Genomic DNA, 22,588 nt, shown 5'->3' with positions numbered 1-22,588 from the left:
CCCTCATTTAATCCAATTTTTGCGCGCCATCTGATGAAACAGCACCTGTTCGATTCCATCTTCCACATGTACGGGCAAATAAGCGATTCCATAAGTTCGGCAAAGCGATTCCAACCCTTTTGTGTGAAGCTCACTTTGCTTTTGATAAGCAAGAAGCACCTCTTCCGTAACTGTGACGTTCAACACTTCCCGCGTTTCATCATCGATAAAACGAAGATCCCCTTTGTAAGACGGCGACCGCTCTTCTTCTGTACTGATGTGGATAAAGCGGATATCATGTGCATAGGCGGGTGCCTGCCGGAAGAATACATGCCAGTCCTCCAGCGGTTCCAAGCCATCCGAAACGATGAACAGCACCGTAGAATCTTTTGCAGCATGAAAGCTTGCTTGCTTTGCAAACGACAGGTTTTGCGGATCCGGCACCGAAGACATAAAATGTTCGAACAGCTTTCTGGCTGATTTCCCTTTTTTGCGAAAAGGGATGGTTTCTTTTTGTCCGCCTGAAACCGTTAAGCGGTCATCGCTTCCCAAGACCATCAACCCAAGCGAAAATGCCAGCTGTTTAGCGAACAGCCACTTGTTGTCCATCGATTTCGAGCTGTCGATCAGGATATGGATGCGCATTTCCTGTTCATCCAGAAAGCGTTTGATATAGACGCGCTCCGTTCTGGCGTAGACATTCCAGTCGATATGGCGAACATCATCTCCTGGATGATATTCACGGAAATCGGAAAAATCCAAGGAACTGCCAAAACGCATCGACCGGTGCGATCCTTTGTGATGGCCCCTGATTTTCGCTTTTGTTCCAATGGCGTAACGGCTGAGACGTGATCCCCAATCAGCGGGCAAGTGCAACAAGGTCATTTCAAAACGCCTTTTCCGGCTGTGCTGAGCACCAAGTCTATCAGTTCGTCCGCTTCCTTACCGATTGCTTCCGCTTCGTAATTCAATAGCAGGCGATGCCGCAATACCGGTTTGGCGACGTGCTTCAAATCGCCGATGGATACATGATAGCGCCCTTCCATCAACGCCCTTGCCTTAGCAAGGCGGATCAGACTCTGCAACCCGCGTGGTCCGCTGCCGTACTGTACAAACTGTCGGATGGCTTCATGTTCCGAATATGTTGGATGAGTATTTTGGATGATGTCGACAGCCACCAGTAGAATATCTTCTGCCATCAGGACTTCTTTGGCCATCTGCTGCGCATCGATCAGGCTAACTGTATTCATTTTTTTGTTGAGGTTGATGATGCCTGTCCCCGTCGTCCGGCGGCTGATTTCGGCAAGTTCACTGCGGCTTGGATAGGAAACCATGATTTTGCATAGAAAACGGTCCATCTGCGCTTCCGGCAAAGGATAGGTCCCTTCCATTTCTATCGGATTCTGTGTCGCTAAAACGAAAAAAGGCTTTGCCATCTCTTTTGTATCCCCAAGGATGGTCACTGTTTTTTCTCCCATCGCTTCAAGCAATGCACTTTGGGTTTTAGGCGTCGCTCGGTTGATTTCATCGGCAAGCACCATTTGATGGAAGATCGGCCCTTCCCGGAATGTAAATTGCTGGCGTCCTTCCGCATCACGTTCGATCAAGCTGGTTCCTGTAATATCCGATGGCATCAAGTCAGGCGTAAACTGGATTCTTGAAAACGACAAATCGAGCACATCCGAAATGGTGCGGATCAGCATCGTCTTACCGAGCCCGGGAAGCCCTTCAAGCAGCGCATGGCCATCCGCCAAAATAGCGTACAAGGAAAACTCGACCGCATTTTCCTGTCCTACGATAAAGCGTCCAATTTCCTCTTTGACTTCCTGAAGCAATTGGCTCATTTCTGTAAATTGATCGGTAGTATATGTCATAAAACCCCTCTTTTCTATTTGTCGGTTTCAATATCCGTAAAGTATCGCTCTACAATCGTCTGCAGGTCGGACGGCAATTGCAGGCGATCGGCACTTGAGAAATAAGAATCCGAATAGTCACCTACCAAATCGGCATAGGGCTGCACGGTTCCTTTAGTTGCGGAAACTGGCCCACGCTGCTCTCCAGCTGCTTGGCCTTCACCAATTTCTCCACTGTCGACTGCCGTTTCACCTTCACCACCGATTCGGGACGGGGTGGTCAACAGCTCTCGGCTTCCCTGCCCTTTGCCGGCTCCTCCACCTTGTCCTTGACCTTGACCTTGTCCTTGACCCTGTCCTTGGCCTTGACCTTGACCTTGTCCTTGACCCTGTCCTTGACCCTGTCCTTGGCCTTGACCTTGACCTTGTCCTTGACCCTGTCCTTGACCCTGTCCTTGGCCTTGACCTTGACCTTGACTCTGTCCTTTGCCTTGGCCTTGACCCTGACTCTGTCCTTGGCCCTGGCTTTGGCTATTCCCTGAACCATCCTCTGAACTTCCAGCTTCTTCTGCATCTGTTTCGCTTGATGTTTGTCCACCGGCACCGGAACTGTCTGCCTCACCTTCTGAATCCGAAGATTCACCATCAGCAGATCCACTCGGATTTTCCTGGCTGGATTGTTCACGGTTGGCAATGGTCTGCTGCAGCGGAAATGGCACAGGTTTCCCCATATTGCTTAAAGCCGTTTGCGTTTTCCCAGCTTGTTCGGCCAGTTGGTCAGAAGCTTTCTCAAGGTCTTTCGAGGTTGTTTCGGCATCTGGGTTGTTTTTTTCAGCCAGTTGCCGTTTTTTTAAATCCAGTTCTTTTTGTTTTTTTACGATGTCCTTCAAAACCGCTTCCGGATCTTCCTTTTCTTCAATCGTTTCTTTTAAGGCAGTCAATTCTTTTTTGGCTTCTTCCGTTTCTGCCCGCTTTTCCATTTCATCGACTTCTTTTTTGATGTCTTCCACCAATTCCATCTCTCTTTCGGCATCATTCGCCTGATTCTGTAAATTGCTTGGGAACACCAAAAGCACAAGCATCAGGGTGCCGCTGATCACCGTGCCAAAGAGCCACTTAGGCCGCAGCCATGCTTTTCGTTCTTTCCGGAACAGCCGGTAGCTGTACGGAATGATTTGTGCGGTTTTACTGGTCAATTCCTCTGTCAGAGTGTTCTTTTCTTCCAGCCTCCATACTGCCAAAAGCTGATTATGGGGCGTAAAGCGGTCCAGCTCCTGCACCGCCTGTTCGGTGGTCGGCAAGTCTTTGATGGACAATAAAAGCCAGGATATTATAGCCGCAAATCCTGCAGCATATGCATAAAATTCATAATAAGGAAGCATGAACAAGCGCGATATCAATAATAAAGCCGTGGCTGAAACCAATCCTGCAACCAAAGCGAACTGAAAACTGCGGCTGAAATGAAGCAATTTCAACAGGCGCCCTGTTTTTCTGACATACCTGTTAATATCACGATTGTCCATGGAAATCCCTCCTTATTTGTATTTATTCATATTGACGCGCAGCCGTTTGACTGCCAGTAAAATGCAGGCCGCTGACAGGATAATATAGAAGATGGTGTATCCGATCCATAAGGGTATCGGGACCAATGTCAGGCTTTGCAGCTGTTCCTCCATCGGCGGCTGCAGCAAGGTCAGCATAACGGCCGGCGGATTGATGGTCGCCCAAAAATGTGCGATCGGCGACATCGACGGAGCAGCAGTGCCCATTTGCGATATCTGAACCGAGATCAAGAGGAAAAATGCAGTGACGCCTGCAATGAAAATCATCGCTCCATAAGTGGCAATGATGGCGACGATGGTTTTTCTGATCAAGGTCGACAGCATGACTCCGATGCTGGCAATTGCCAGCAAGGTCAGCAGGTAAAAAAGGAAGATGAAAAACAATTGGCTCGGGGAAACCCCGCCATATAAGAATACCAGACTGTAAATAGGCAGACCCGAAACAATCATCAATAACAGAAAAGCAATCGATGACGTCATTTTTCCAAAAATGATCTGGAAAGAGGTCTGAGAAGTTGTCAATAAAATATTCAAGGTCTGTTTTTCACGTTCAGAACTGATGGTCCCTGCCGTCAGTGCCGGAGTGATGAATAGGATCAATCCTAATTGAATATAGGTCATGATGCTGAACAGCATAAAACTCTCATCGGGACGGAAAAATCCATTCCCAGTCAAAGAAGTGGCCAGAAAGATGAAACCAAAAACGAATACACTCATCGCAATCAAGTAGAAAAGAATACCTGTAAAACTTTTCATGTTGCGGAAGCGCAGTTTTAGCTCTTTAATCAGCACGGGGTTAGTAACTAGGGTTTTCATCCGATTTCCACCCCTTTGGTGATTGCCATAAAGACATCTTCCAAATCCGTCTCTTCTTCTGAAAAGGACAGGATCGGCAGTTTTTGAGCTATTGCCTGCTGCAGCAAGCGCAGCTGATCTTCTTCGGTTCCCCGATAGAAAAACTGAATGGTGTTTTTATCTTGCTGTTCTTCAATCTGGGAGACGAAAGGATCCATTTCAAAAAATGGAATGACAGAACGCGTATCCCCCACCACTTTGATACGGAGCACTTTTTCACTTTGCAGCTGAGCTTGAATATCATGGACGGAACCTTGGGCGATCAACTTTCCATTATCGATGACGCCGATGCTGTCGCACATTTCAGCCAGCTCCGGAAGAATGTGTGAAGATATCAAAATGGTTTTGCCCATCGTCTTCAACTCTCTCAGGATATCCCGCATCTCTACGCGGGCACGCGGGTCAAGTCCGGATGCCGGTTCATCCAAAATGAGGATTTTCGGATCATGGATCAAGGCACGCGCTAAACATAGACGTTGCTTCATCCCACGCGACAGCAGATCGACATAGTCATAACGCTTGTGCTCCAGATTGACCAATTCCAAGAGTTTCGGAATCAGTACACCCCGCTCTTTTGGCTTGATGCCATAACTTGCGCCATAAAAATCCAAATATTCATCTGTCTTCAATTGATCATAAACACCGAAGAAATCCGGCATATAGCCGATTTGCCTGCGTACCTCCTGCGGATTCTTAGTGACACTCATTCCATTTATGAAGGCATCCCCTGCTGTCGGTTGGAGAAGTGTAGCCAAAATCGAAAAAGTCGTTGATTTCCCTGCGCCATTCGCACCGACAAAGCCGAAAACAGTACTGTCTTCCACAATCAGGTTCAAATCCTGAAGTGCATAAAAAGAACCGTACTTCTTGGTTAATCCGATTGTCTCAATCATGGGGCAATCACTCCTTTCACTTTGACTTTCGGCACGATGACTTCCGGATTTCCTGAACTCTCGGACATTTTCAGCTTCAGCTTGATCGTCCCTTCAGGACTTAGGTAATTTTTTGCATGATCGGTGAACTTTTGGTTAGACTGGGTGATTTCTTCATACTCTCCACTATCCAGGTTCAAAATGCTGACTGCCAGGGTTTGGCCTGTCGTCGCAACCGACAATTCATTCCAGGAAGCTTTCTTCAGTTCAATATCTTCCGGCAGCGTATAGGTCATGTCATATTCCCCTATTTCCATATAATACAGATAAGGGTCGTTCGACACATTATCAAAATAAGCACCGCTGCTGGCTCCGGCTAAGTCCATAGTAAAAGCATCAGCATTCAAAGAGATGTCCCCACTCAACGACAATTCCGGTTTAAAGCTCTGTGCGATCAAATGGACGGATTCTACCGAAGCCCGTTGATTTTCAAGGGTGATCGGGACGATGGCATCTTTCGTATAGGCAATCACATAAGGAGTTTTGCCACTTTGTGAAATTTGGTCATAGGACGTGGAAAGCAGTGTTTGACGGCGTGCTTTATCCAATGCTTCCAAATCGGAAATCGGCTGGTAACCGTAGGACTGGCCGATTGGGGCGGCAGGCGACAGAATATCTGCCTGCACCTTTTCATCAACCGTTAATTCTTCTCCCGGATTCAAACTTCCCATATCCAACAGGCGTGTCCCTGACCAAATTGAAACATCTTCGACTGCAAACGGAAAGTTGTTCCGGATGGTGCCTGTGATTTTTTCTTCAGCCACTTCCAAATCGATGCTGAAGTTTCCGCTGTCTTCAATATATGTCTGACCCATGATCGATTCGACTGACCAATAGCGCATGTCACGCAAAGTCATTTGATTGCTTGCGGCCCCTTTTTCCATCATTGCGGAAAGGTAAGGCTGCCCCCCTGAAAATTCATTGGCCATGCGGTATGTCATGGTGGTCGAAGAAGGCGCCGAAAATTGATAATTCCCACCCCGATTCGACAGCAATGAATTGACGTAATACCCCTTCAATCCCTGATCTGCATCCACTTCAAAAAAACCGGTCTGCTGAATTTGCGGATTGCCGATCCGGTCTTTTGCACCGAAAGCGAATAATCCGATCGAGGTCAGCAAAGCGACTGCCGGAATGATGAACCAGGCATATTCCCGCTTATCCTTTTTCTTCAGAACGATATAAAGAACCGGAACAATCAACAGGATATAAAGAAAGATAATGGCAAGGATGAAAGGCTTCGAGACTTCAAAACTCTCGAACAACTCATTGACTTCCCCCACTTCATAGGCCATGTAATCGAGAACCGATTGGCCGCCCATTGAATGGTTATAAGCCATTTGAGCCGGGAAAAATTTGGACAGCATCTGGCTATAGCCTTTTTGTCCGGAAACATTTTCGTCTCCAAGAGAAAAACTCAATTGCGTCAAGCTTCCTGAACCGACTGGCTGCGTAGCGGCCAGTACCTGATTTCCGCTTTTCAGCCTGGTTTCTGCATCTTCTTTTGCAGTTGCCTGATAAGCTGGAACTGATTTTTCAAGTCCAGGTACAGACACTTCATACGGTTCAGCCAATTCCAAGGGCAGGTATTCGCTCAAATTCCCCAGTTCGGCTTCCATATTCCCTGATGAACCAGTGATAACATGGCCGCCTTGCTGAACCCATTGCAGCACTGCCTGCTGCGTCGGCTCCGGTAAATCACTATAGGCAAATTCGTCGATGACCAGGTAATCAATCATGTCCCAAGCCTGCGCTTCTGTCGGCAAGGTGAAACCCTTCAATTGATTGAGGTGAAACACTTCCACCCCTTCACTTGCCGGAACAGCGATCTGCTTCAGTGGCAACAGCCGATCCTGGTTATCCGTCAAGCTGGCGACAAACAGGGTCATTGGCGTGTAATAGGAAGGCTGTATCGTTTTTGATCCTTTAAAAGCGATGGATTCCCCTTCTTCCCAGCCTCCCTCGAATAGGAAGATGCTCTGGTCATTGGGTCCGCCGGTATAATACATATCCGACAAACCTGAAGAAGCGATCTGCAGCGTCTTGGTCTCGCCTTCAGCAAGCTCGATCGGCATCGCCAAACCCGCTCCCAGACTATAGGTCTCTGAATAGCTGAGCACCAGATCACCCGAGAACGCTGAACCCTGATTGGTTACCGTAAATTGCAGCGGCAGCCCTTTTTCATACTTCACCTTGTTTTGAAAACCGGCACTGGAATCCACGGTGATTTGCGGCGCCGCCAAAGATACTTGCGGCATACTGAACAAACTGATAAGCAATGCAAAAGCAAAAAATGCCAGCAAGCGTTTATGCATGGTGATCCCCCTTTTACTCGTCTCTTTATTAGTACGCTGGGAAAGTTAAATAGTTCCATCTTCTCACAAGAAAATCCAATTTTGAGTTTTTTATTTTTGCAAAAAAAAAAGAACAGACAGCATGAGCTGTCCGTTCCTATAATTCAGAAAAGAATCCGTGGATAAAGTCCGGCATAAGGCTCAGGATTTTTTCATCCGGATCCAGTTTTGCATGATGCAATCCGTATGGGGATGAAACGCCTGCCCAGAACATCAGTCCCGGCAGCTGCTCGGTGAAATAACCGAAATCTTCACCTGTCATGGCAGCCTCGCTGCGGATGGCTTCAATAACTTCAGAACTGCTGGCATAGTGAAGAAACTTTTCCGCCAACTCCTCATCATTATTGACTTCCAGATAGCTCGAACCATAATCGATGCTGATCTTGCAGTTGTTGGCTTCCTCGACTGCACGGCAGATGGCTTCGATCCGCTGCTTCATATGAATCATGGATTCACTGTTCAAGGTACGGATCGTCCCTTCCAACCGCGCATGTTCAGCAATGATATTCTGAACCGTTCCGGCACTCATCTTGCCGACTGTCAGTACTGCAGAGTCCATCGGGTTGACATTACGGCTGACAATGGTCTGCAGCTGAATCAGCAGAGAGGCAGCTGCAACAGCCATGTCTTCCGTCAAATGAGGGTATGCTGCATGCCCGCCTTTTCCATGGAGATCGATAAACAGCTCTGACGTATTGGCAAACAGCAAACCAGGCCGGGTGCCGACTGTACCGACCGGCAGCTCAGGCGCAATATGCAGCGCACAAATCACGTCCGGAAGAAAATCCGGTTTGTCATTTTTCAGCCATTCACGAAATGGCAATGCTCCTCCTGGACCTTCTTCTGCAGGCTGAAACAAAATCACGACATCATCCTTGATGGGCTTGTCAATCAGCTTTTCCAGCAAACCGAGTGCCACAGTCATATGGACATCATGTCCACAGGCATGCATATAGCCAGGATGAATCGATTTGAATTCAAATCCAGTCTCTTCTGTGATCGGCAGAGCATCGATGTCCGTACGCCAGCCAATCCGTTTCTTGGGATGGCTGCCCCGCACTTTAACCGCGATGCCGGTACGCCATTCCACCACTTCCAGCCGCTCTTGAGGCAACCGGGAAATGGCTTCCAATAGATAGGCCTGTGTTTTGACTTCCTGAAAACCAATTTCCGGAATCTGATGCAGATCTCTTCTGATTTTCACTAATTCCATTGGGTTCACCGATTACAGCTGTCTTAGTTCTTGTTTGATTTCTGTTTTTGCACGTGTTTTCGCATCCATCAATTTCAGTACACGCGCGGGTGTTCCGCCCACTACTGAGTTTTCAGGAACGTCTTCAATAACGATTGCTCCTGCAGCGACTACTGCTCCTTTGCCGATGCGAACGCCTTCTAGCACTACTGCATTAGCCCCGATCATCACATCATCTTCAACGATGACAGGTGTGGCTGATGCCGGCTCGATAACGCCCGCGAGTACAGCGCCTGCTCCGATGTGGCAGTTTTTGCCGACAGTTGCACGGCCGCCCATGATGACGCCCATGTCGATCATTGTCCCGTCTCCGATTACAGAGCCGATGTTGATGACAGCACCCATCATGATGATGCAGTTATTGCCGATTTCAACGTTTTCACGGATAAATGCACCCGGTTCGATCCGGCTGTTGATGTTCTTCATATCCAATAATGGAATCGCTGAATTTCTGCGGTCATTTTCCACCACTGAATCTTCAATGACAGAAGCATTGGCTTCCAATGCTTTTTGGATATCTGTCCATTCACCGAAAACAGTTACTGAACTGCCTTCACCGAATACTTTTGAATCCGTGCCGTAATCCAAATCAGCAACGCCTTGCCCTTTTATGTATGCTTTTACCGGTGTAGCTTTTTTCGCATTTTGTATGTACGAGATTATTTCGTTTGCATCCATCTGTTTCATCAATAAAACCTCTTTCTATTAGGTGATGCTGTTAGTATATCTGATATCGCATAAAAATTCATCCGCTTCACCTTAATAAAGCGGCATGTTTTTTGACTATATCGACAAATGCCTCTACTTGACGAAGCTGGAAGGCTGATTCGTAGCCGATCAGCCACGTATCACGTGTCAATTCAAGCTCTTCCTCGTTGTTCGTCAAGGGCATCATGTGGACATCTTCTGTACCGGTCAGTGTAATCGATGGAAGGATGGCATAGCCGATGCCATTGACGGCCATCTGTTTGCAGGTTTCGATCTGATCCACTGTGATCTGCCGTTTGGGATTGGAGGCAAAATGCTTTTGCCACCATTGCTGAATTTCCTCGTAATAAGTCGAGTCACTTTTAAACTGGATAAATGGACGCTCTGTCTGAAGAAGCTCTTCAAGTGACCGTATTTCTTTGTCCACCAAATACAAAGTATCTTTGAATAGATGGATTTTTGGCCCTTTCCAGTCGGTATGGCCGCGCACAATTCCGATATGGGCTTCGCCATCGTAAAGCGAGCGGACAATTTCCGAGCTCCAGCCAGTGATCAGTTGAATTTTCGCTTCCGGATAAAGCGTCACAAAATCCTTCAGCACTTTTGGCAGCCAGTTTTGGCCGACAATCGTCGCACATGCAATCTTCAAAGTGCCATGCACTTTGGAAGTCAAGGTATGCAATACTTCGAACACTTCTTCTTTTCGCAGAATCGTTTCATTGGCATATTGAATGACCAATTCCCCTGCAGGTGTCGGAGACAGCCCTTTTTGCGAACGGATAAACAATTGCTGCCCCCAATCCTTTTCAATGGTCTGAAGGCGCTGGGATAGAGCAGGCTGCGATAAAAACAGACGCTCTGCCGCTTTTCTCATATTCCCCTCTTCGGCCAGTACTTTAATGATCAGTTCTTCATTTGACACTGCTCTTCACTCCTTTTTGTCCGCGCAGCCCAAGGATCAGAATAAAGCTGAGAAGCGCGAAAAATGCAGTTACCAGGTATACATTCTGAAGTGCTCCAGCCAATGCCTGCTGCAGGAAGCCCAGCGCGTCAGCTGAAATTCCCGCGCGGCTGTCCATGCTCAATAAGTCATTGATGGAGCTTAAGGAGTAGTTCCTGCCATTGTCTGCGAAATACCGAAGCAACGAACTGTTCAGGATACTGCCAAGCAAGGCGACACCAATCGTACTGCCCAGATTCCGCATGAACATATTTGAAGCAGTGGCCGATCCGCGCAGCTCATAGGAAACAGACGCTTGGATAGTGACGATAAAAGTCGTGCTGGTCAAGCCCATTCCAACGCCGATAAAAAAGCTCGACATAGCTGCCCATAAAGGACCGAAACCAGGCTGCATCAAAACAAACAACAAGCTACCTATTATCAGAAAAGATCCACCAGCCAAAGAGGTTTTGAAGTAACCGATGCTCAGCAGAAGCCTGCCGGAGAAAAAAGCAGCCAGAGGCCAACCAATCGACATGGCCGTCAACGTAAAGCCTGCAATAGCTGCAGGCTGTTCCATCACGCCTGTCACATAAGTGGGCAAATAGCTGGAGATGCTGATCAAAATGACGCCGGTTGCCAGAGAAACCAGATTGGCATAAAGAATGGTTTTATTTCGCCAAATTTCAAAAGGCATCATCGGATCGATGGCTTTCTTCTCTGCTCGAATGAACAACACAAAAAACAGCAGGCTGGCAGCAAGCAATATCACGGATGGCCTGGAAAGCCAGTCAAACGATACGCCTCCTTCCACCAATAGATACAGCATAGTCGATAAAGCAGCCGTCAATAAGGCAGCTCCTTTATAATCGATCACCGGTTTTTTTGTATTTACCGGCTCTTTCAAGAACAGCAAGACGCCAAGCAACGAAACGATGCCAAGCGGCAGGTTCAGCCAGAAGACATATTCCCATCCTACGGTCACCACCAGAACCCCGCCGATTGCAGGCCCAGTGACAGCTGAAATTCCCCAGACACTTGATAGATAGCCTTGGATCTTCGCCCGTTCTTCTCTGGAATAGATGTCGCCGACAATCGTTGTCGCAATCGGCATGACTGCGCCAGCACCCATTCCCTGAATAAACCGGTAGAATATCAATTCGTCTATCGAGTTGGCAAAGCCGCATAATAACGAACCGAACAGAAACAGCAGCATGCCGACAGCAAAGATGCGTTTACGGCCAAATAGATCAGATAATTTCCCGTATAATAAGACCGTCACCGTGCTCATCAACAAATAAGCCGAGAATACCCAACTATATTTTGAAAACCCGCCCAGCTCAGAAGCGATGCTTGGCATGGCAGTCGACACGATTGTGGCTTCGACTGCACTGACGAACATCGCCAACATGACAGAAATCAATACCAGCGGCCTTTTTGTTTTATCCATTCACTAAACCTCTTTTCAACTGACAATAGAAAGCGAAAACGTCCTTGCAGATTGGAGCCACAGCCAGAATGGGCTTATTGCGTTGAACGCTGGAATCCGTCTAATTGAAGAACAGAAATGCCCTAAGCTCCAAAGCATAAAGAAGGCCCCAAAACGAGGCCTTCTCCACTATTGCTGCAATTATCTTTTCAACTGATAAATTTGTTTTTTCAACTGCTTCAACACCACACGACGCGTCAAAATGCCCATAAACATTTCTTCATCGTCTATGACGCAAAGAAAGTTTTGATTGATGACCATATCAAGTGCTTTTTGAAAACGTTCGTTGATGTGGATCAGGGGCAGATCTTTTTCCATGATATCTTCCACGCGGATATCAGAAAGCCGCTCGTATTCTATATGATCCATCCCTAGAATTGCATCAGTAATCCGTTGTGCATTGATCAAGCCGCAAAAGCGGTATTTCGAATCCAACACCGGGATTGCTGAATAGCCCGTTTTCGTCAGTACAAGCAATGCATGTTCAGCACTGTTGCCCATCTGAACATGTGCAACTTTTTCGGAAGAAATGATATAGTCTTCGATTGGTGTATCAAGAAAATCTCTGCTTGGTAATGAAATCATGTACTCTACTCCTTTTGCATCGCCTGTATTAGATGCCACCATTCAGATTTCATCATAACACATCAAGATTCCTGAAACTATTTTATTGCTGTGAAAATTGTCTTAAAAAGGGAATTTATTCAGCCATTGGCCGCCGTCCAAAGTAACGATTTCTCCGTTCATGTATGAGGCTTTTTCCGACATGATGAAGGCTGCAAGTTCCGCTACTTCCTCTGGTTTGCCGAGTCTGCCCAGCGGAATCGATTCCAACGTCCGTTTCGCCGCCTTCTCGGATTCCCACAGTTTATCGGCTCCACCCGTCCGCTCGATCGGGCCTGGCGCTATGCCGTTGACCCGGATGCCGAACTGCGTTCCCCATTCGACAGCGAGCGTCCGCGTCAATGACATGACCCCCGCTTTTGCTGCTGCGGAGTGCGCAACACCAGCTCCAGCATTCCAGGCATACGTGGCAAGCATATTCAGGATATTGCCCTTTGTGCCATTTTCAATCCAATAATTGCCGACGGCATGGGAACAGAAGAAGGTTCCATTCAAAACAATATCAATGACTGATTTCCAGCCATTGGGTGACAATTTTTCCGCATGGACGATAAAGTTTCCGGCCGCATTGTTGACCAGTCCGTCCACCCTGCCGAATTTATCATGGGCGAACTTCACCATCGCTTTGGCATGTTCAGGTTCCCGTACATCCATTTGGAACACTTCTACCGAACCACGCTCTCCTGTAATCGCTTTCACAGCTTCGTTCAATTTTTCCATATCGCGTCCCGTTATGACGACATTGGCCCCTTCAGAAGCGAATTTTTTCGCCATATGTAGCCCCATTCCACTTGAGCCACCTGTAACAATAATCGTTTGATCCGTGAACATACAAACATCCCCTTTGAGTTAGACTATAACTTGTAAATCCTAATTCTCCATCTGCCAGAATTTCGAAAGACTGCTTCTTAAAGCCCGACCGTCCATAGCCAGATGAAGCGGTGTCTAAAAGGTATTTCCTTTTGTTCACCTTACCTAGTAGAGTTCTACAAAACCGCTGATTTCCCCTTCTATCGCATATGCCACATCGGTATACAGTCCCTGCAAATTTTGATATGATAAAGTCGAACTAACCACTATTCGTATGAAAGGAATGAGTTCATGCCAGCTTCAAAATCAGATTCAGATATCGCGCAAGCCATTTTCACGGTTAACCGGCATGCAAAAACCGCTCCCGACAACCACTATTTGTATGCTTTGAAGAAACAAGCCTTAAATATGATGATCGAGCAGGAGCGTGCACAAAAAATCGGTCTGCACTTCAGTAAAAACCCTCAGAAAAGTCAACAACAATCTTCAGTCCTCGTAAAATGCGGCAATTACTATTTTCATATGCTCCCGAAAAAAGAAGATTTCTCGTCACTGGACCATTTAGGCCATCTGGATGATACGTACCGCAATCCTCCAAGCCGCATGAACTTGAAAGTGGCAAAAGAAATTTTGCGCACTCTGACTGGATTGGAACCACAGAAAAAAGAAGCAGCAGCTTCCAATTTCACTAAATCTTATCAACCTCGGCAAGTTGACCGGTTTTATTCGCCTAAAAAATCCTATTTCGATTGACGTTGATCTTCAGCCGGAAACCTGTACAGGTTTCCGGCTTTTCTTATGCCTCGTATTGCCGGATCAAGCTTTGCGTCCCTTTGTCTTCGTAACCTTGAGCCGCTAATTGTTCATACATTTTCAACGACAACTTAAGACCCGGAAGTTCTAACCCCCAACTCTCGGCTTCTTCGGCTGCGATTTTCATATCTTTGATGAAATGCTTGATGTAAAAGCCGGGACGAAAATCTTCATTGATCATCTTTGGCGCCAAATTAGAGAGTGACCATGAACCCGCTGCCCCTGTGGAAATGGAGCGCAGAACCCGCTCTGGATCGAGCCCAGCTTTTTTTGCGTAGATCAGCGATTCACAGACACCGACCATATTACTGGCGATGGTGATCTGATTGCACATTTTGGTATGCTGTCCCGAGCCTGCCGGACCTTGAAAAACAATATTTTCACCGAAGAGATTCAGGATGGGGGAAATTTGTTTAAAAATATCTTTTTCTCCTCCGACCATAATGGACAAAACGCCGTTTCTGGCCCCGATATCCCCTCCGGACACAGGTGCATCCAGTGCATGAAGCCCTTTTTCAGCAGCAGCTTCAAAAATTCTTTGTGCCAGTTGCGGCTTGGAAGTGGTCATGTCCACCAGTACAGAACCTGATTTCGCATGTTGAAGGATGCCTTTGTCACCGAAATACACTTCTTCAACATCAGACGGATAGCCGACCATCGTAAAAATGACTTCGCAATTTTCAGCTACTTGTTTAGGCGAATCCACCAGTATAGCCCCTGCTTCAACCAAATTCTCTGCTTTTTTAGCCGTCCGCGTGTAAATGGAGACTTCATGCTCGTGGTCCAGTAAATGTTTGACCAGGCTATTGCCCATGACTCCCGTTCCAATAAATCCGAGCTTCATATGTATTTCCTCCTTTTGTATTTATCTTCAGTTTAGCAAAAATCTTTGGGATATTCACTTTTAAAACAGAAAAGCGTAAGCAGCTGTTAACCCCGACTAGCGCTGGAAGCCTTTCCGGTAATGGCGTTCTTCAGTCATTGCTGGTAAGGCTGAAGCGACTCGAGGGGCTGGCTGCTGGAGTCTAAATACAGAAAAGCGTAAGCGCACAGCTCTTCCAAAACAAAAAAAAGAAGCCGACCCGTAAAACGGACCGACCACAAAAGGGGGAAATGAGAATGTTGCTGTGTTCAAGTATACTATGCCCTTCCTGTAAACACTTTAAACATTTTCTTTTAAATATTTCCCTTTTATTTTTTCGATTTCATCGATGAATTGCGTTGCCTGAGTATCCGGCAATCGCTTATCGCCATACCGGACCTGATCATAGGTCTTGTAGAAAGACTCCGGCACCTCCCATTGCATGCGCGCCACCCACTCCCGAACCGTTTCATACTTCTGCCGTTCCTTGCCATGGTCCTTTGCCATCTGCTCAAGCCCTCGAAAAACTTCTCTGACCTGATGCAGTTCCAGGCTTTGTCCATAAGTAGGATCCGGCGTTTCGACAGGCTGTTCAGCAGATGTATGACTGTATCTTTTAATCGAGGCTTTAGCCTCTTGGTCCGGTATTCGGGAATCCGGCCTTATCTTCCTCATCCATATTACCAGTGCAATCGCGCAAGCCAGAACTACAAAGCCCAACAGGATCTCAACCGGAAAATCCGCTGAAATCGCCTCACCCACAGCAGCATCTTCACGAACCGACTCTTCGTCAGGTCCGATCTTGTCTATGGTTTCCTGCACCTCTTCTTCTGTCGATAATCCAGACAAAAATTCACTAACCTGCTCCAGCAAAAGCGCGAGCGGCCAAAACAGGAGCTGGATAGCGCCACCGAGTACCACTCCCACAAACTTTCGAACTTCATCCGCGAAAAAGAGGGTGCTGATTGCCGCTATGGCAGAGGCTCCGGCTACAATACCGAAGGCTCCGGCTGCTTGGCTGAATCGTGCGCCATCTGCCGCTGACTGGAAATAACGGGACAACAATTGGGCTGCCACGTAGAACAGCACCGCTGCAGGCACAAGTGTGAACAGCAACCGGCTTGTCTGCTGGTCTGGATTCACCAAGAGAAGAACCCAGCAGATACTGAAAACCAGTACAAACTTCATCAGGAAATGATGGTCATCGTTAAATTCATCAGCATTGGTTGAATAACGTGCATGCATCAGGTAAATAGCCAGCATCCCTAAAATTGCAGCCAGCCACAGTGGTACACCTGCTCCCCACATACCTCCAGCAGCAACAAGGCAAATTCCAATCATCCAAGATAGCCGATAGATGGATTTTGAAAACAGGAAATAGGCGATACACGAGATCGCCACTGATGCCAACAGCCAGTTCCACAGCACCGGTAAAGCTGCATTCGTTGAAACAAACACCAGAACCAGCGAAACGATGAATGCATCAAACATAAAATGAATGGCCGGTAGCAAACGTCCCGTCATGCCGGATCACGTTCCTTTCTGTTCCGCACGACTGTCAATTCCGTTCGGCTGCTCCATATTGTGATGAAGCGCGTTGCTTCCTGCGGTTCATCGGTCAATAAATAGGTCGTATACGGCAGTTCTGTGTGCATGTCCAAATGGCCAAGCATCGTACGGTAAGGAAGCGTTGAACTGTTTTTCGATATGACCGACAACAGCTCCAGAGCTTGTTGCCGTTGTTTTTGCCCCTGGCCTGCCGCTAAATACAAATAAGGCATCTTCCCAGCTGAGCGGATGTTTACCGCAATTGCGTAAGGCACTCCCGTAGTGAAGCAGTTCTCAATATAAGATGCCAATTCTTCAATCCGCTCCTCCATATTGTGGATAGTTCCGTAAAGCGTGGAGATGTTCAGTGCAAAAAGCATCGACTCGTTGGCCACCCGGGAAAATATCTTTGTCTGGTAGTTTTGCATTCTGACACTGGCTTTCCAATGAATTTGATTGAATTGATCAGTCGATACATAATCACGTGTACCGATCGGCTGAAACGCATCATCGAATAAGGAATGCTGTAAATTGAATTGACCCGGTTTGTGGCGGGACGGAGCATATCGAAAAGGGGATTTCCGAAGTTTCGGAAATACCAGCTGTTCGTGCAGAATCGTCGGCTGGTATTCTAACGTTATGCTGCCTTCTCCAAATGGATGAGGAATCAACACTTCCATTTTCTTGATGCGTGATACGCCTCTTCTTTCTCCCGTGATGGGCACTTCAATTTCAACCGTCTGATTTCTGCCGATGGTAAAAGGCAAATCCATCTCCACCAGATCTCCATAGCTCGTAATTTCTGTGCCTTTGGGTTCTACGGCGTTGTGAAACCATATTTTCAGTTGACCGCCCCAAATCGGCATTCCGTCATTTTTAAAAACCAACTGCCAGGAAGAATCTCCTCCGTGAAGTACGCGCCTGCGTATTCGATCGTTTTGAAAAGCCAGCTTCTTGCCGACATGCTTAAAGTAAAGCATCTGCAGACTGATTACTGCCAGGACAAAAACGATTGCAGCAGCAGCTGTAAATTGCAGAAATGCCATAGCGATAAAGAACAGGACCATTAAAAGCCCCATTACCCATTTCATGTTTTTCGTATCGTGATCATGGCGTATCCACACCATCTATACTGCCTCTACTGGTGAAGCCACTGATTTCGAGATTTCCTGTAAGATAGTTGAAGGTTCATGGACAAGCATTCCTTCGGCCGTGAGCATCAGACGATGGACTGCAACAGGTTCAAGTATGTATTTGACATCATCCGGCGTCACAAAATTGCGCCCTTCAATGAATGCCCTCCCTTGAGCTGCGTGTACAAGGGCCAGGGCTGCACGGGAACTCAATCCGAGTTCAATGGCTGGATGTTCACGAGTTGCCCGCACAAGCGCTAAAATATAAGTTTCGATGTCTTCGTGCACCGCTATTCTTCCAGCCTCACTATGCCACGTTCTGACGTCTTCTGCTGATGCGACAGGAAGAATTTCTTTTTTGTGCGAAACATTATCCCGGAAGTTGCGGATGATGGCTAGTTCTTCTTCATACTCCGGATAACCGATTTCCAAGCGGAACAGAAAACGGTCCAATTGGGCAGCGGGCAGAGGAAATGTTCCCTGCTGGGATTCCACGGGGTTTTGTGTAGCGATGACAATGAACGGATCCGGCAATTGAACGGTCTCTCCGTCGATGGTCGCCTGTTTCTCTTCCATGGATTCCAGCAGGCTTGACTGCGTCCGTGGGGTCGCACGGTTGATTTCGTCAGCCAGCAGCAAATTGGTTTGTACCGGCCCCGGCCGCAATTCGAATTCCTGGGTTTTGGGATTAAAAAACCGGATTCCTGTCACGTCTGACGGCAACACATCCGGTGTGAATTGAATTCGCTGAAACTGGCCGGAAAATGAACCAGCAAACGCCTTAGCCATCCATGTCTTGCCTGAACCCGGCACACTTTCAAGCAAGACATGCCCCCCTTGAATCAAAGCGATCAGCATGAAGTCAATCTCTTTTCCCCTGCCGACCACCAATTCATTTAACTGTGTTTTGACTTGTGTTAACTTCTCCACCTTATCCCCTCCGCTTTTGTGATCCACTATTATTTAGACGGTTCTTCTGTGTACGTATAGACAGTGATGCCGTGGTGATAGGCGGTTCCTCTGAAATGCTTGAAATCCTCACGCGCGATCAACACTGTCCGGAAATCCAGGAAATCTTCTTTCTCGATGGTAATGGATTCGATTTCCCCATTTTTTAAATCTTCGAGTTGCTGGTTGTAGTCAGTCATGAATTGTTCTCCTTTTGCCTTAGTTTTAATAACTCCTTCTGTTATAATACTAAACGAATGATAAATATCCCATTCGGCAAGCATTATGAGGAGCCACCTTCAGACAGATTCCGAGAATCTGTACTAGGCAATAGTATACAGCAAGATAACAAGGCGGACATCTATGCCCTTAATGCCGTTACTGAAGCGGGGCTTCGGCTTTTATTTTTAGGAGGATTTACATGATCAACTTTTTAAAACAGCATCCCTTGATTTTGATGCTGCCCCTGGCTTTCTTTTTGTATAATTTGGCCTTTGAAAATACCGCCATCTTTTGGTATATGTACACCTTTGCAATGCTGATTTTAATGTCTCTCGCTATAGTATTCGTTAAAATATTCGATGAGCTCGTCACTTGGAAAACATTGATCTATGGCTTAGGCTACGGAACACTTCTTTATGGACTCATTGCGGTTGGATTTCAATTGCTGCAACTGGTTCCCTTAAATATCACGGGATCTGTCGAAAGCTTTCTAACTGCTTTTGCACCTGTCTCGATTTGGCATTACCTCTTATTGATGTTCATCATCGTTCCCGGTGAAGAAGTTTTTTGGCGTGGGCTGGTTCAACAGAAACTGAAACAGTATGTCTCCACTCCAGTGGCAGTGCTGATCAGTTCTGTACTGTTCGGTTCTGCATTGGCATTAGGCGGGTTTTGGCCCGGAGTAGGTGCTGGAATAGCAGCTGGCCTGATTCTGGGACTGCTCTACGAATGGAAAAGAAGTCTGCCGGTCATCATCGTCGCTCACTTGGTCATGATCGTCCTGCTGTTCCTGGTTTTGCCATTACCTGTTTAAGATGAAACATTCCTCCTTCCGAAACGTCTACTAGACAAACCGATAGGAGGAATTTTTTTATGAAGAAGCATTTATTTTTAGGTTCATCCATTCTGACGATTGGTATGTTGTTTGCTGCCTGCGGATCTCCAGATACTGCAGAGGAAAACACAGGAACAGCTCCTGAAGAAGCTGCCGAAGAAGTAGTGGAAGAAGAAACGGATGACAGTGTTCCCGCTGAAGAGGCCGTGGAAGACACTGAAGATACCGAAGAAGAAACCGCTGCAGGTGAAGAGACTGAAGAACCTGAATCTGAACTTGCCGGTAGCCTGACCCAGAGCGAAGAGCAAAACTATGAATTAACCGTTCTTGATGGCTACGAGCTATCTGCCGAAGAACCGGGCAAAGATGCATTGTATGTATCCGACAATTCAGCTGTCTTCATGCGGATCGAGACATTCACTCCTGAAGAAACTGATTTTGCTTCGGCCGAAGAAAACATGCGACAAACCCTTCAGGCGGTTAATCCCGACGAACAGCCTGTGGAAGTTACGGATTTCGATGGATCAGATTTCACCCAATCTGCAGCCTATAAAGTACCAAGTGCTGAAGGCACCGTAACCGGCATCGTCTATGAAAAAGAGAACCTGATCGTGCGCCTGACTATTTTTGATGACAGCACGGTCAATGCTACTGAAGATTTTATCGCCATGGGAAAAACCATCGAATCCTTGGAACAATAAAAAACCAAGTGATTATAGCTTATAGAAAAAGGCCATCCGAAGTTCGGATGGCCTTTTTGCTTTGTTCAATAGGATAGGTCTTTAATCGACAAGCCCAATTTCTTCATCAATTCAATGGCTTGTTCTTTTTCTTCACTTGACAGTGCTTCTGTTAATTCATGCAATTTCTTTTCGTGCTCCGGAAAAATCTGAGCCATGAATTCTTTTCCCTGTTCCGATATTTCCGCATAGGTCACGCGGCGGTCATTCGGACAATTGACGCGTGTGATATAACCGCGTTTTTCAAGCTTATCGATGACATACGTGATGGAGCCGCTCGCCAACAGGATTTTGCCCCCTATTTTTTGGAGCGGCTGCTTGCCTTTATGGTATAAAAGCTCCAAAACAGCAAATTCAGTAGGATTTACTCCACTTGCTTGAAAAAACTGATTGGTTTGTTCGGTAATTGCTTTATGCGCACGCGACAACACGATAAATAATTTCAGCGATTGTTTAATATCTTCATTCATCCGATTCACTCTTTCCACTGTTTAAGCTGCATTACACTAATTATAGTCTTTTTCCATCAAAATAACATCTTCCAGGATTTAACCGATGATTACGCGCTCTTTCGGGTAATGGAATTTGGTCGGGTCTGTTTTCCCGCCAATTGTGAAAAGGAATGAGATCAACCCTACACGCCCCACAAACATTAAGGCCATGATGATGACCTTTCCGGTAGACGACAAATCACCTGTTATCCCCAGCGACATTCCACAAGTTCCGAAAGCAGAAGTGATTTCAAAAATAACTTCTACGATTGTCGCTTGGGGCTCAGTGATGAGCAAGGCGATGGTTGCGACGAGTACCATGAAAAATGCCAGAAAAATGACAGCAAATGATCGGAAAACATCAATCAATTCAATTTCCCGCTTAAAAATTTGAATGGTGTTTTTCCCGCGCGCAAAATTAATCAAAAAGAGGATGGCGATTGCAAAAGTCGTTGTCCGAATTCCTCCTCCTGCCGAACTTGGAGAAGCACCGATGAACATCAACGCACTCATGAAGACATTTGTTGCATCACTGAATTGTGTGATATCCACTGTCACCAATCCACCGGAACGGGAAGAAACCGAATGGAAAATTGCCGCGAATGCAGATTCGTGCCAGCTCATCCCTTTAAAGGCACGGAAGGATTCCAGCAATAGGATGCCGACTGTTCCGACCGCCAGCAAAATAGCGAATATGCTTGTGGTGATTTTGGTAAATAAAGAGAATCGGAAATACTTTTGTTTGTTTGACAGAAACTCTTTTACTTCAATCAGTACCGGGAAACCGATCGCTCCTAAAATGATGAGGATCATATTGATGATTTGCACGAAATAATCATTGAAATAAGGCATCAATGATTCTCCTGTAATATCAAATCCGCCGTTCGTTGTCGCAGTTACTGATCCAAACACGCCATGGAGCAAAGCTTCCTGGAACGTCGGAAAAAACTGCGTGAAATAAATCGTCAGAATAAGAGCCCCCACTGCTTCGATCAGCAGCAGGATCTTGACGATTTCACGGATCAGCTTGACCACACCCGCCATGCTCGATTGGTTATGGTCAACCATGATCAGTTGGCGTTCACGCAAGCCAATTCGCTTCCCGACAAGGAGCCAAAAAAACGTTCCGATGGACATGATGCCAATGCCGCCCAGCTGCAAAATCACCATTAGAACGACAATGCCAAATACCGTGTAGGTTTCGACAACATTGATGACAGTTAAACCTGTTACACTCACAGCACTGACTGCCGTAAAGAGGCTGTCGATTAAGGGGATGGTCATCCCTGGTTTATGGACATTCGGTAACCTCAATAATAAGAAGGAAACTGCAATTGCCACAAAATAATACGAAACTATTGCCTGGGCAGGTGTCAGATTCCGTACTTTTTGAAATGATTTATTCATAAGACATTGATTCCCTTCAGCGTTTACTCTCTCCCCATTCTATGAAAAGAATAGACAAAAAGAAAGAGAAATCGAAAATCTATTTAAGAAGAACAAATGGGCTTCAATTGCTATAAGCCGATAGAGCAGGGATATGTACTTGATGGACCTCCTATCACTTTGCTCAATTTCTGTGTAGTTTCGTCCATCTGAGCGGTAAAAAAGAAAATCCCTTTCTTCTATGAATAGGTA

General features: G+C 46.6%; 22 protein-coding genes. 3 read left to right on the top strand and 19 right to left on the bottom strand.

Annotated features, from left to right (window positions below):
• Nucleotides 1-3: 3 nt before the first annotated feature.
• The 12 genes from ACRC6Q_RS06170 to fadH form a co-directional block, all read right to left on the bottom strand.
• Nucleotides 4-864 carry a DUF58 domain-containing protein gene (locus tag ACRC6Q_RS06170; protein WP_223633733.1) on the bottom strand — a complete coding sequence of 287 codons (861 nt, stop codon included), beginning with the start codon at nt 862-864 and terminating at the stop codon, nt 4-6.
• Nucleotides 861-1,853 carry an AAA family ATPase gene (locus ACRC6Q_RS06165; protein WP_223633736.1) on the bottom strand — a complete coding sequence of 331 codons (993 nt, stop codon included), beginning with the start codon at nt 1,851-1,853 and terminating at the stop codon, nt 861-863. The genes ACRC6Q_RS06170 and ACRC6Q_RS06165 overlap by 4 nt, the downstream gene beginning before the upstream one ends.
• A gap of 14 nt (nt 1,854-1,867) precedes the next feature.
• Nucleotides 1,868-3,355, bottom strand: coding sequence for a hypothetical protein (locus ACRC6Q_RS06160; protein ID WP_431466071.1), 1,488 nt, complete (start codon nt 3,353-3,355; stop codon nt 1,868-1,870).
• Between the two features lie 12 nt (nt 3,356-3,367).
• Nucleotides 3,368-4,210: an ABC transporter permease gene (locus ACRC6Q_RS06155; protein WP_223633751.1), complete on the bottom strand. Its 843-nt coding sequence runs from the start codon at nt 4,208-4,210 to the stop codon at nt 3,368-3,370.
• Complete coding sequence (locus tag ACRC6Q_RS06150) at nt 4,207-5,142, bottom strand: ABC transporter ATP-binding protein (protein WP_223633754.1); 936 nt, start codon at nt 5,140-5,142, stop codon at nt 4,207-4,209. The genes ACRC6Q_RS06155 and ACRC6Q_RS06150 overlap by 4 nt, the downstream gene beginning before the upstream one ends.
• Nucleotides 5,139-7,496, bottom strand: coding sequence for a hypothetical protein (locus tag ACRC6Q_RS06145; RefSeq protein WP_431466070.1), 2,358 nt, complete (start codon nt 7,494-7,496; stop codon nt 5,139-5,141). The genes ACRC6Q_RS06150 and ACRC6Q_RS06145 overlap by 4 nt, the downstream gene beginning before the upstream one ends.
• A 136-nt stretch (nt 7,497-7,632) precedes the next feature.
• Nucleotides 7,633-8,748 (bottom strand): N-acetyldiaminopimelate deacetylase, encoded by a 1,116-nt coding sequence (locus ACRC6Q_RS06140; RefSeq protein WP_223633760.1) that lies wholly within the window; start codon nt 8,746-8,748, stop codon nt 7,633-7,635.
• 12 nt (nt 8,749-8,760) lie between these two features.
• The gene (gene dapD / locus ACRC6Q_RS06135; protein WP_223633763.1) at nt 8,761-9,474 is read right to left on the bottom strand and encodes a 2,3,4,5-tetrahydropyridine-2,6-dicarboxylate N-acetyltransferase; all 714 of its coding nucleotides are present in this window, start codon (nt 9,472-9,474) and stop codon (nt 8,761-8,763) included.
• Nucleotides 9,475-9,541: 67 nt separating this feature from the next.
• Nucleotides 9,542-10,417 carry a LysR family transcriptional regulator gene (locus ACRC6Q_RS06130; RefSeq protein WP_223633766.1) on the bottom strand — a complete coding sequence of 292 codons (876 nt, stop codon included), beginning with the start codon at nt 10,415-10,417 and terminating at the stop codon, nt 9,542-9,544.
• A complete protein-coding gene (locus ACRC6Q_RS06125; RefSeq protein ID WP_431466069.1) occupies nt 10,407-11,885 on the bottom strand; it encodes an MDR family MFS transporter in 1,479 nt (492 codons plus the stop codon). The genes ACRC6Q_RS06130 and ACRC6Q_RS06125 overlap by 11 nt, the downstream gene beginning before the upstream one ends.
• Nucleotides 11,886-12,065: 180 nt before the next feature.
• Nucleotides 12,066-12,509, bottom strand: a complete 444-nt coding sequence (cbpB, locus tag ACRC6Q_RS06120; protein ID WP_223633772.1) for a cyclic-di-AMP-binding protein CbpB — start codon at nt 12,507-12,509, stop codon at nt 12,066-12,068.
• A gap of 102 nt (nt 12,510-12,611) precedes the next feature.
• A complete protein-coding gene (gene fadH, locus ACRC6Q_RS06115; protein WP_223633774.1) occupies nt 12,612-13,379 on the bottom strand; it encodes a 2,4-dienoyl-CoA reductase in 768 nt (255 codons plus the stop codon).
• Between the two features lie 270 nt (nt 13,380-13,649).
• Here fadH and ACRC6Q_RS06110 point away from each other — a divergent pair, with 270 nt between their 5' ends.
• Nucleotides 13,650-14,111 (top strand): YkyB family protein, encoded by a 462-nt coding sequence (locus ACRC6Q_RS06110; protein ID WP_223633778.1) that lies wholly within the window; start codon nt 13,650-13,652, stop codon nt 14,109-14,111.
• A 43-nt stretch (nt 14,112-14,154) separates the two neighbouring features.
• Here the strand turns inward: ACRC6Q_RS06110 and ACRC6Q_RS06105 are convergent, their stop codons facing one another.
• From ACRC6Q_RS06105 to ACRC6Q_RS06085, 5 genes are all read right to left on the bottom strand, one after another.
• Nucleotides 14,155-15,015 (bottom strand): NAD(P)-dependent oxidoreductase, encoded by an 861-nt coding sequence (locus ACRC6Q_RS06105; protein ID WP_223633781.1) that lies wholly within the window; start codon nt 15,013-15,015, stop codon nt 14,155-14,157.
• Between the two features lie 318 nt (nt 15,016-15,333).
• On the bottom strand, nt 15,334-16,557 hold the full coding sequence (locus tag ACRC6Q_RS06100) for a hypothetical protein (RefSeq protein WP_431466068.1): 1,224 nt from the start codon (nt 16,555-16,557) through the stop codon (nt 15,334-15,336).
• Nucleotides 16,554-17,708, bottom strand: a complete 1,155-nt coding sequence (locus tag ACRC6Q_RS06095; protein ID WP_431466067.1) for a DUF58 domain-containing protein — start codon at nt 17,706-17,708, stop codon at nt 16,554-16,556. Before ACRC6Q_RS06095 ends, ACRC6Q_RS06100 begins: the two co-directional genes overlap by 4 nt.
• Entirely contained in the window at nt 17,709-18,644 is a 936-nt protein-coding gene (locus ACRC6Q_RS06090; protein ID WP_223633791.1) for an AAA family ATPase, read from the bottom strand.
• Nucleotides 18,645-18,673: 29 nt separating this feature from the next.
• The gene (locus tag ACRC6Q_RS06085; RefSeq protein ID WP_223633793.1) at nt 18,674-18,862 is read right to left on the bottom strand and encodes a hypothetical protein; all 189 of its coding nucleotides are present in this window, start codon (nt 18,860-18,862) and stop codon (nt 18,674-18,676) included.
• Nucleotides 18,863-19,083: 221 nt separating this feature from the next.
• On the opposite strand from ACRC6Q_RS06085, the gene ACRC6Q_RS06080 reads away from it, so the two are divergent.
• Nucleotides 19,084-19,698, top strand: coding sequence for a CPBP family intramembrane glutamic endopeptidase (locus ACRC6Q_RS06080; protein WP_223633796.1), 615 nt, complete (start codon nt 19,084-19,086; stop codon nt 19,696-19,698).
• A 59-nt stretch (nt 19,699-19,757) separates the two neighbouring features.
• On the top strand, nt 19,758-20,420 hold the full coding sequence (locus ACRC6Q_RS06075) for a hypothetical protein (protein WP_431466066.1): 663 nt from the start codon (nt 19,758-19,760) through the stop codon (nt 20,418-20,420).
• Between the two features lie 65 nt (nt 20,421-20,485).
• On the opposite strand, the gene ACRC6Q_RS06070 is transcribed toward ACRC6Q_RS06075, so the two are convergent.
• On the bottom strand, nt 20,486-20,929 hold the full coding sequence (locus ACRC6Q_RS06070) for a MarR family winged helix-turn-helix transcriptional regulator (RefSeq protein ID WP_223633802.1): 444 nt from the start codon (nt 20,927-20,929) through the stop codon (nt 20,486-20,488).
• Nucleotides 20,930-21,007: 78 nt separating this feature from the next.
• Nucleotides 21,008-22,357 carry a TrkH family potassium uptake protein gene (locus tag ACRC6Q_RS06065; RefSeq protein WP_223633805.1) on the bottom strand — a complete coding sequence of 450 codons (1,350 nt, stop codon included), beginning with the start codon at nt 22,355-22,357 and terminating at the stop codon, nt 21,008-21,010.
• Between the last annotated feature and the right edge of the window lie 231 nt (nt 22,358-22,588).

This window comes from Planococcus sp. SE5232 (assembly GCF_050686535.1).
Lineage (GTDB): Bacteria > Bacillota > Bacilli > Bacillales_A > Planococcaceae > Planococcus.
This window is presented reverse-complemented; position numbering and strand designations above follow the sequence as displayed.

What these genes read in the sequence shown, in the direction of transcription:
- ACRC6Q_RS06170 (WP_223633733.1), bottom strand. Translation starts at nt 864, where the DNA reads ATGACCTTGTTGCACTTGCCCGCTGATTGGGGATCACGTCTCAGCCGT.
- ACRC6Q_RS06165 (WP_223633736.1), bottom strand. Translation starts at nt 1,853, where the DNA reads ATGACATATACTACCGATCAATTTACAGAAATGAGCCAATTGCTTCAG.
- ACRC6Q_RS06160 (WP_431466071.1), bottom strand. Translation starts at nt 3,355, where the DNA reads ATGGACAATCGTGATATTAACAGGTATGTCAGAAAAACAGGGCGCCTG.
- ACRC6Q_RS06155 (WP_223633751.1), bottom strand. Translation starts at nt 4,210, where the DNA reads ATGAAAACCCTAGTTACTAACCCCGTGCTGATTAAAGAGCTAAAACTG.
- ACRC6Q_RS06150 (WP_223633754.1), bottom strand. Translation starts at nt 5,142, where the DNA reads ATGATTGAGACAATCGGATTAACCAAGAAGTACGGTTCTTTTTATGCA.
- ACRC6Q_RS06145 (WP_431466070.1), bottom strand. Translation starts at nt 7,496, where the DNA reads ATGCATAAACGCTTGCTGGCATTTTTTGCTTTTGCATTGCTTATCAGT.
- ACRC6Q_RS06140 (WP_223633760.1), bottom strand. Translation starts at nt 8,748, where the DNA reads ATGGAATTAGTGAAAATCAGAAGAGATCTGCATCAGATTCCGGAAATT.
- dapD (WP_223633763.1), bottom strand. Translation starts at nt 9,474, where the DNA reads ATGAAACAGATGGATGCAAACGAAATAATCTCGTACATACAAAATGCG.
- ACRC6Q_RS06125 (WP_431466069.1), bottom strand. Translation starts at nt 11,885, where the DNA reads ATGGATAAAACAAAAAGGCCGCTGGTATTGATTTCTGTCATGTTGGCG.
- cbpB (WP_223633772.1), bottom strand. Translation starts at nt 12,509, where the DNA reads ATGATTTCATTACCAAGCAGAGATTTTCTTGATACACCAATCGAAGAC.
- fadH (WP_223633774.1), bottom strand. Translation starts at nt 13,379, where the DNA reads ATGTTCACGGATCAAACGATTATTGTTACAGGTGGCTCAAGTGGAATG.
- ACRC6Q_RS06110 (WP_223633778.1), top strand. Translation starts at nt 13,650, where the DNA reads ATGCCAGCTTCAAAATCAGATTCAGATATCGCGCAAGCCATTTTCACG.
- ACRC6Q_RS06105 (WP_223633781.1), bottom strand. Translation starts at nt 15,015, where the DNA reads ATGAAGCTCGGATTTATTGGAACGGGAGTCATGGGCAATAGCCTGGTC.
- ACRC6Q_RS06100 (WP_431466068.1), bottom strand. Translation starts at nt 16,557, where the DNA reads ATGACGGGACGTTTGCTACCGGCCATTCATTTTATGTTTGATGCATTC.
- ACRC6Q_RS06095 (WP_431466067.1), bottom strand. Translation starts at nt 17,708, where the DNA reads ATGGTGTGGATACGCCATGATCACGATACGAAAAACATGAAATGGGTA.
- ACRC6Q_RS06085 (WP_223633793.1), bottom strand. Translation starts at nt 18,862, where the DNA reads ATGACTGACTACAACCAGCAACTCGAAGATTTAAAAAATGGGGAAATC.
- ACRC6Q_RS06080 (WP_223633796.1), top strand. Translation starts at nt 19,084, where the DNA reads ATGATCAACTTTTTAAAACAGCATCCCTTGATTTTGATGCTGCCCCTG.
- ACRC6Q_RS06075 (WP_431466066.1), top strand. Translation starts at nt 19,758, where the DNA reads ATGAAGAAGCATTTATTTTTAGGTTCATCCATTCTGACGATTGGTATG.
- ACRC6Q_RS06070 (WP_223633802.1), bottom strand. Translation starts at nt 20,929, where the DNA reads ATGAATGAAGATATTAAACAATCGCTGAAATTATTTATCGTGTTGTCG.
- ACRC6Q_RS06065 (WP_223633805.1), bottom strand. Translation starts at nt 22,357, where the DNA reads ATGAATAAATCATTTCAAAAAGTACGGAATCTGACACCTGCCCAGGCA.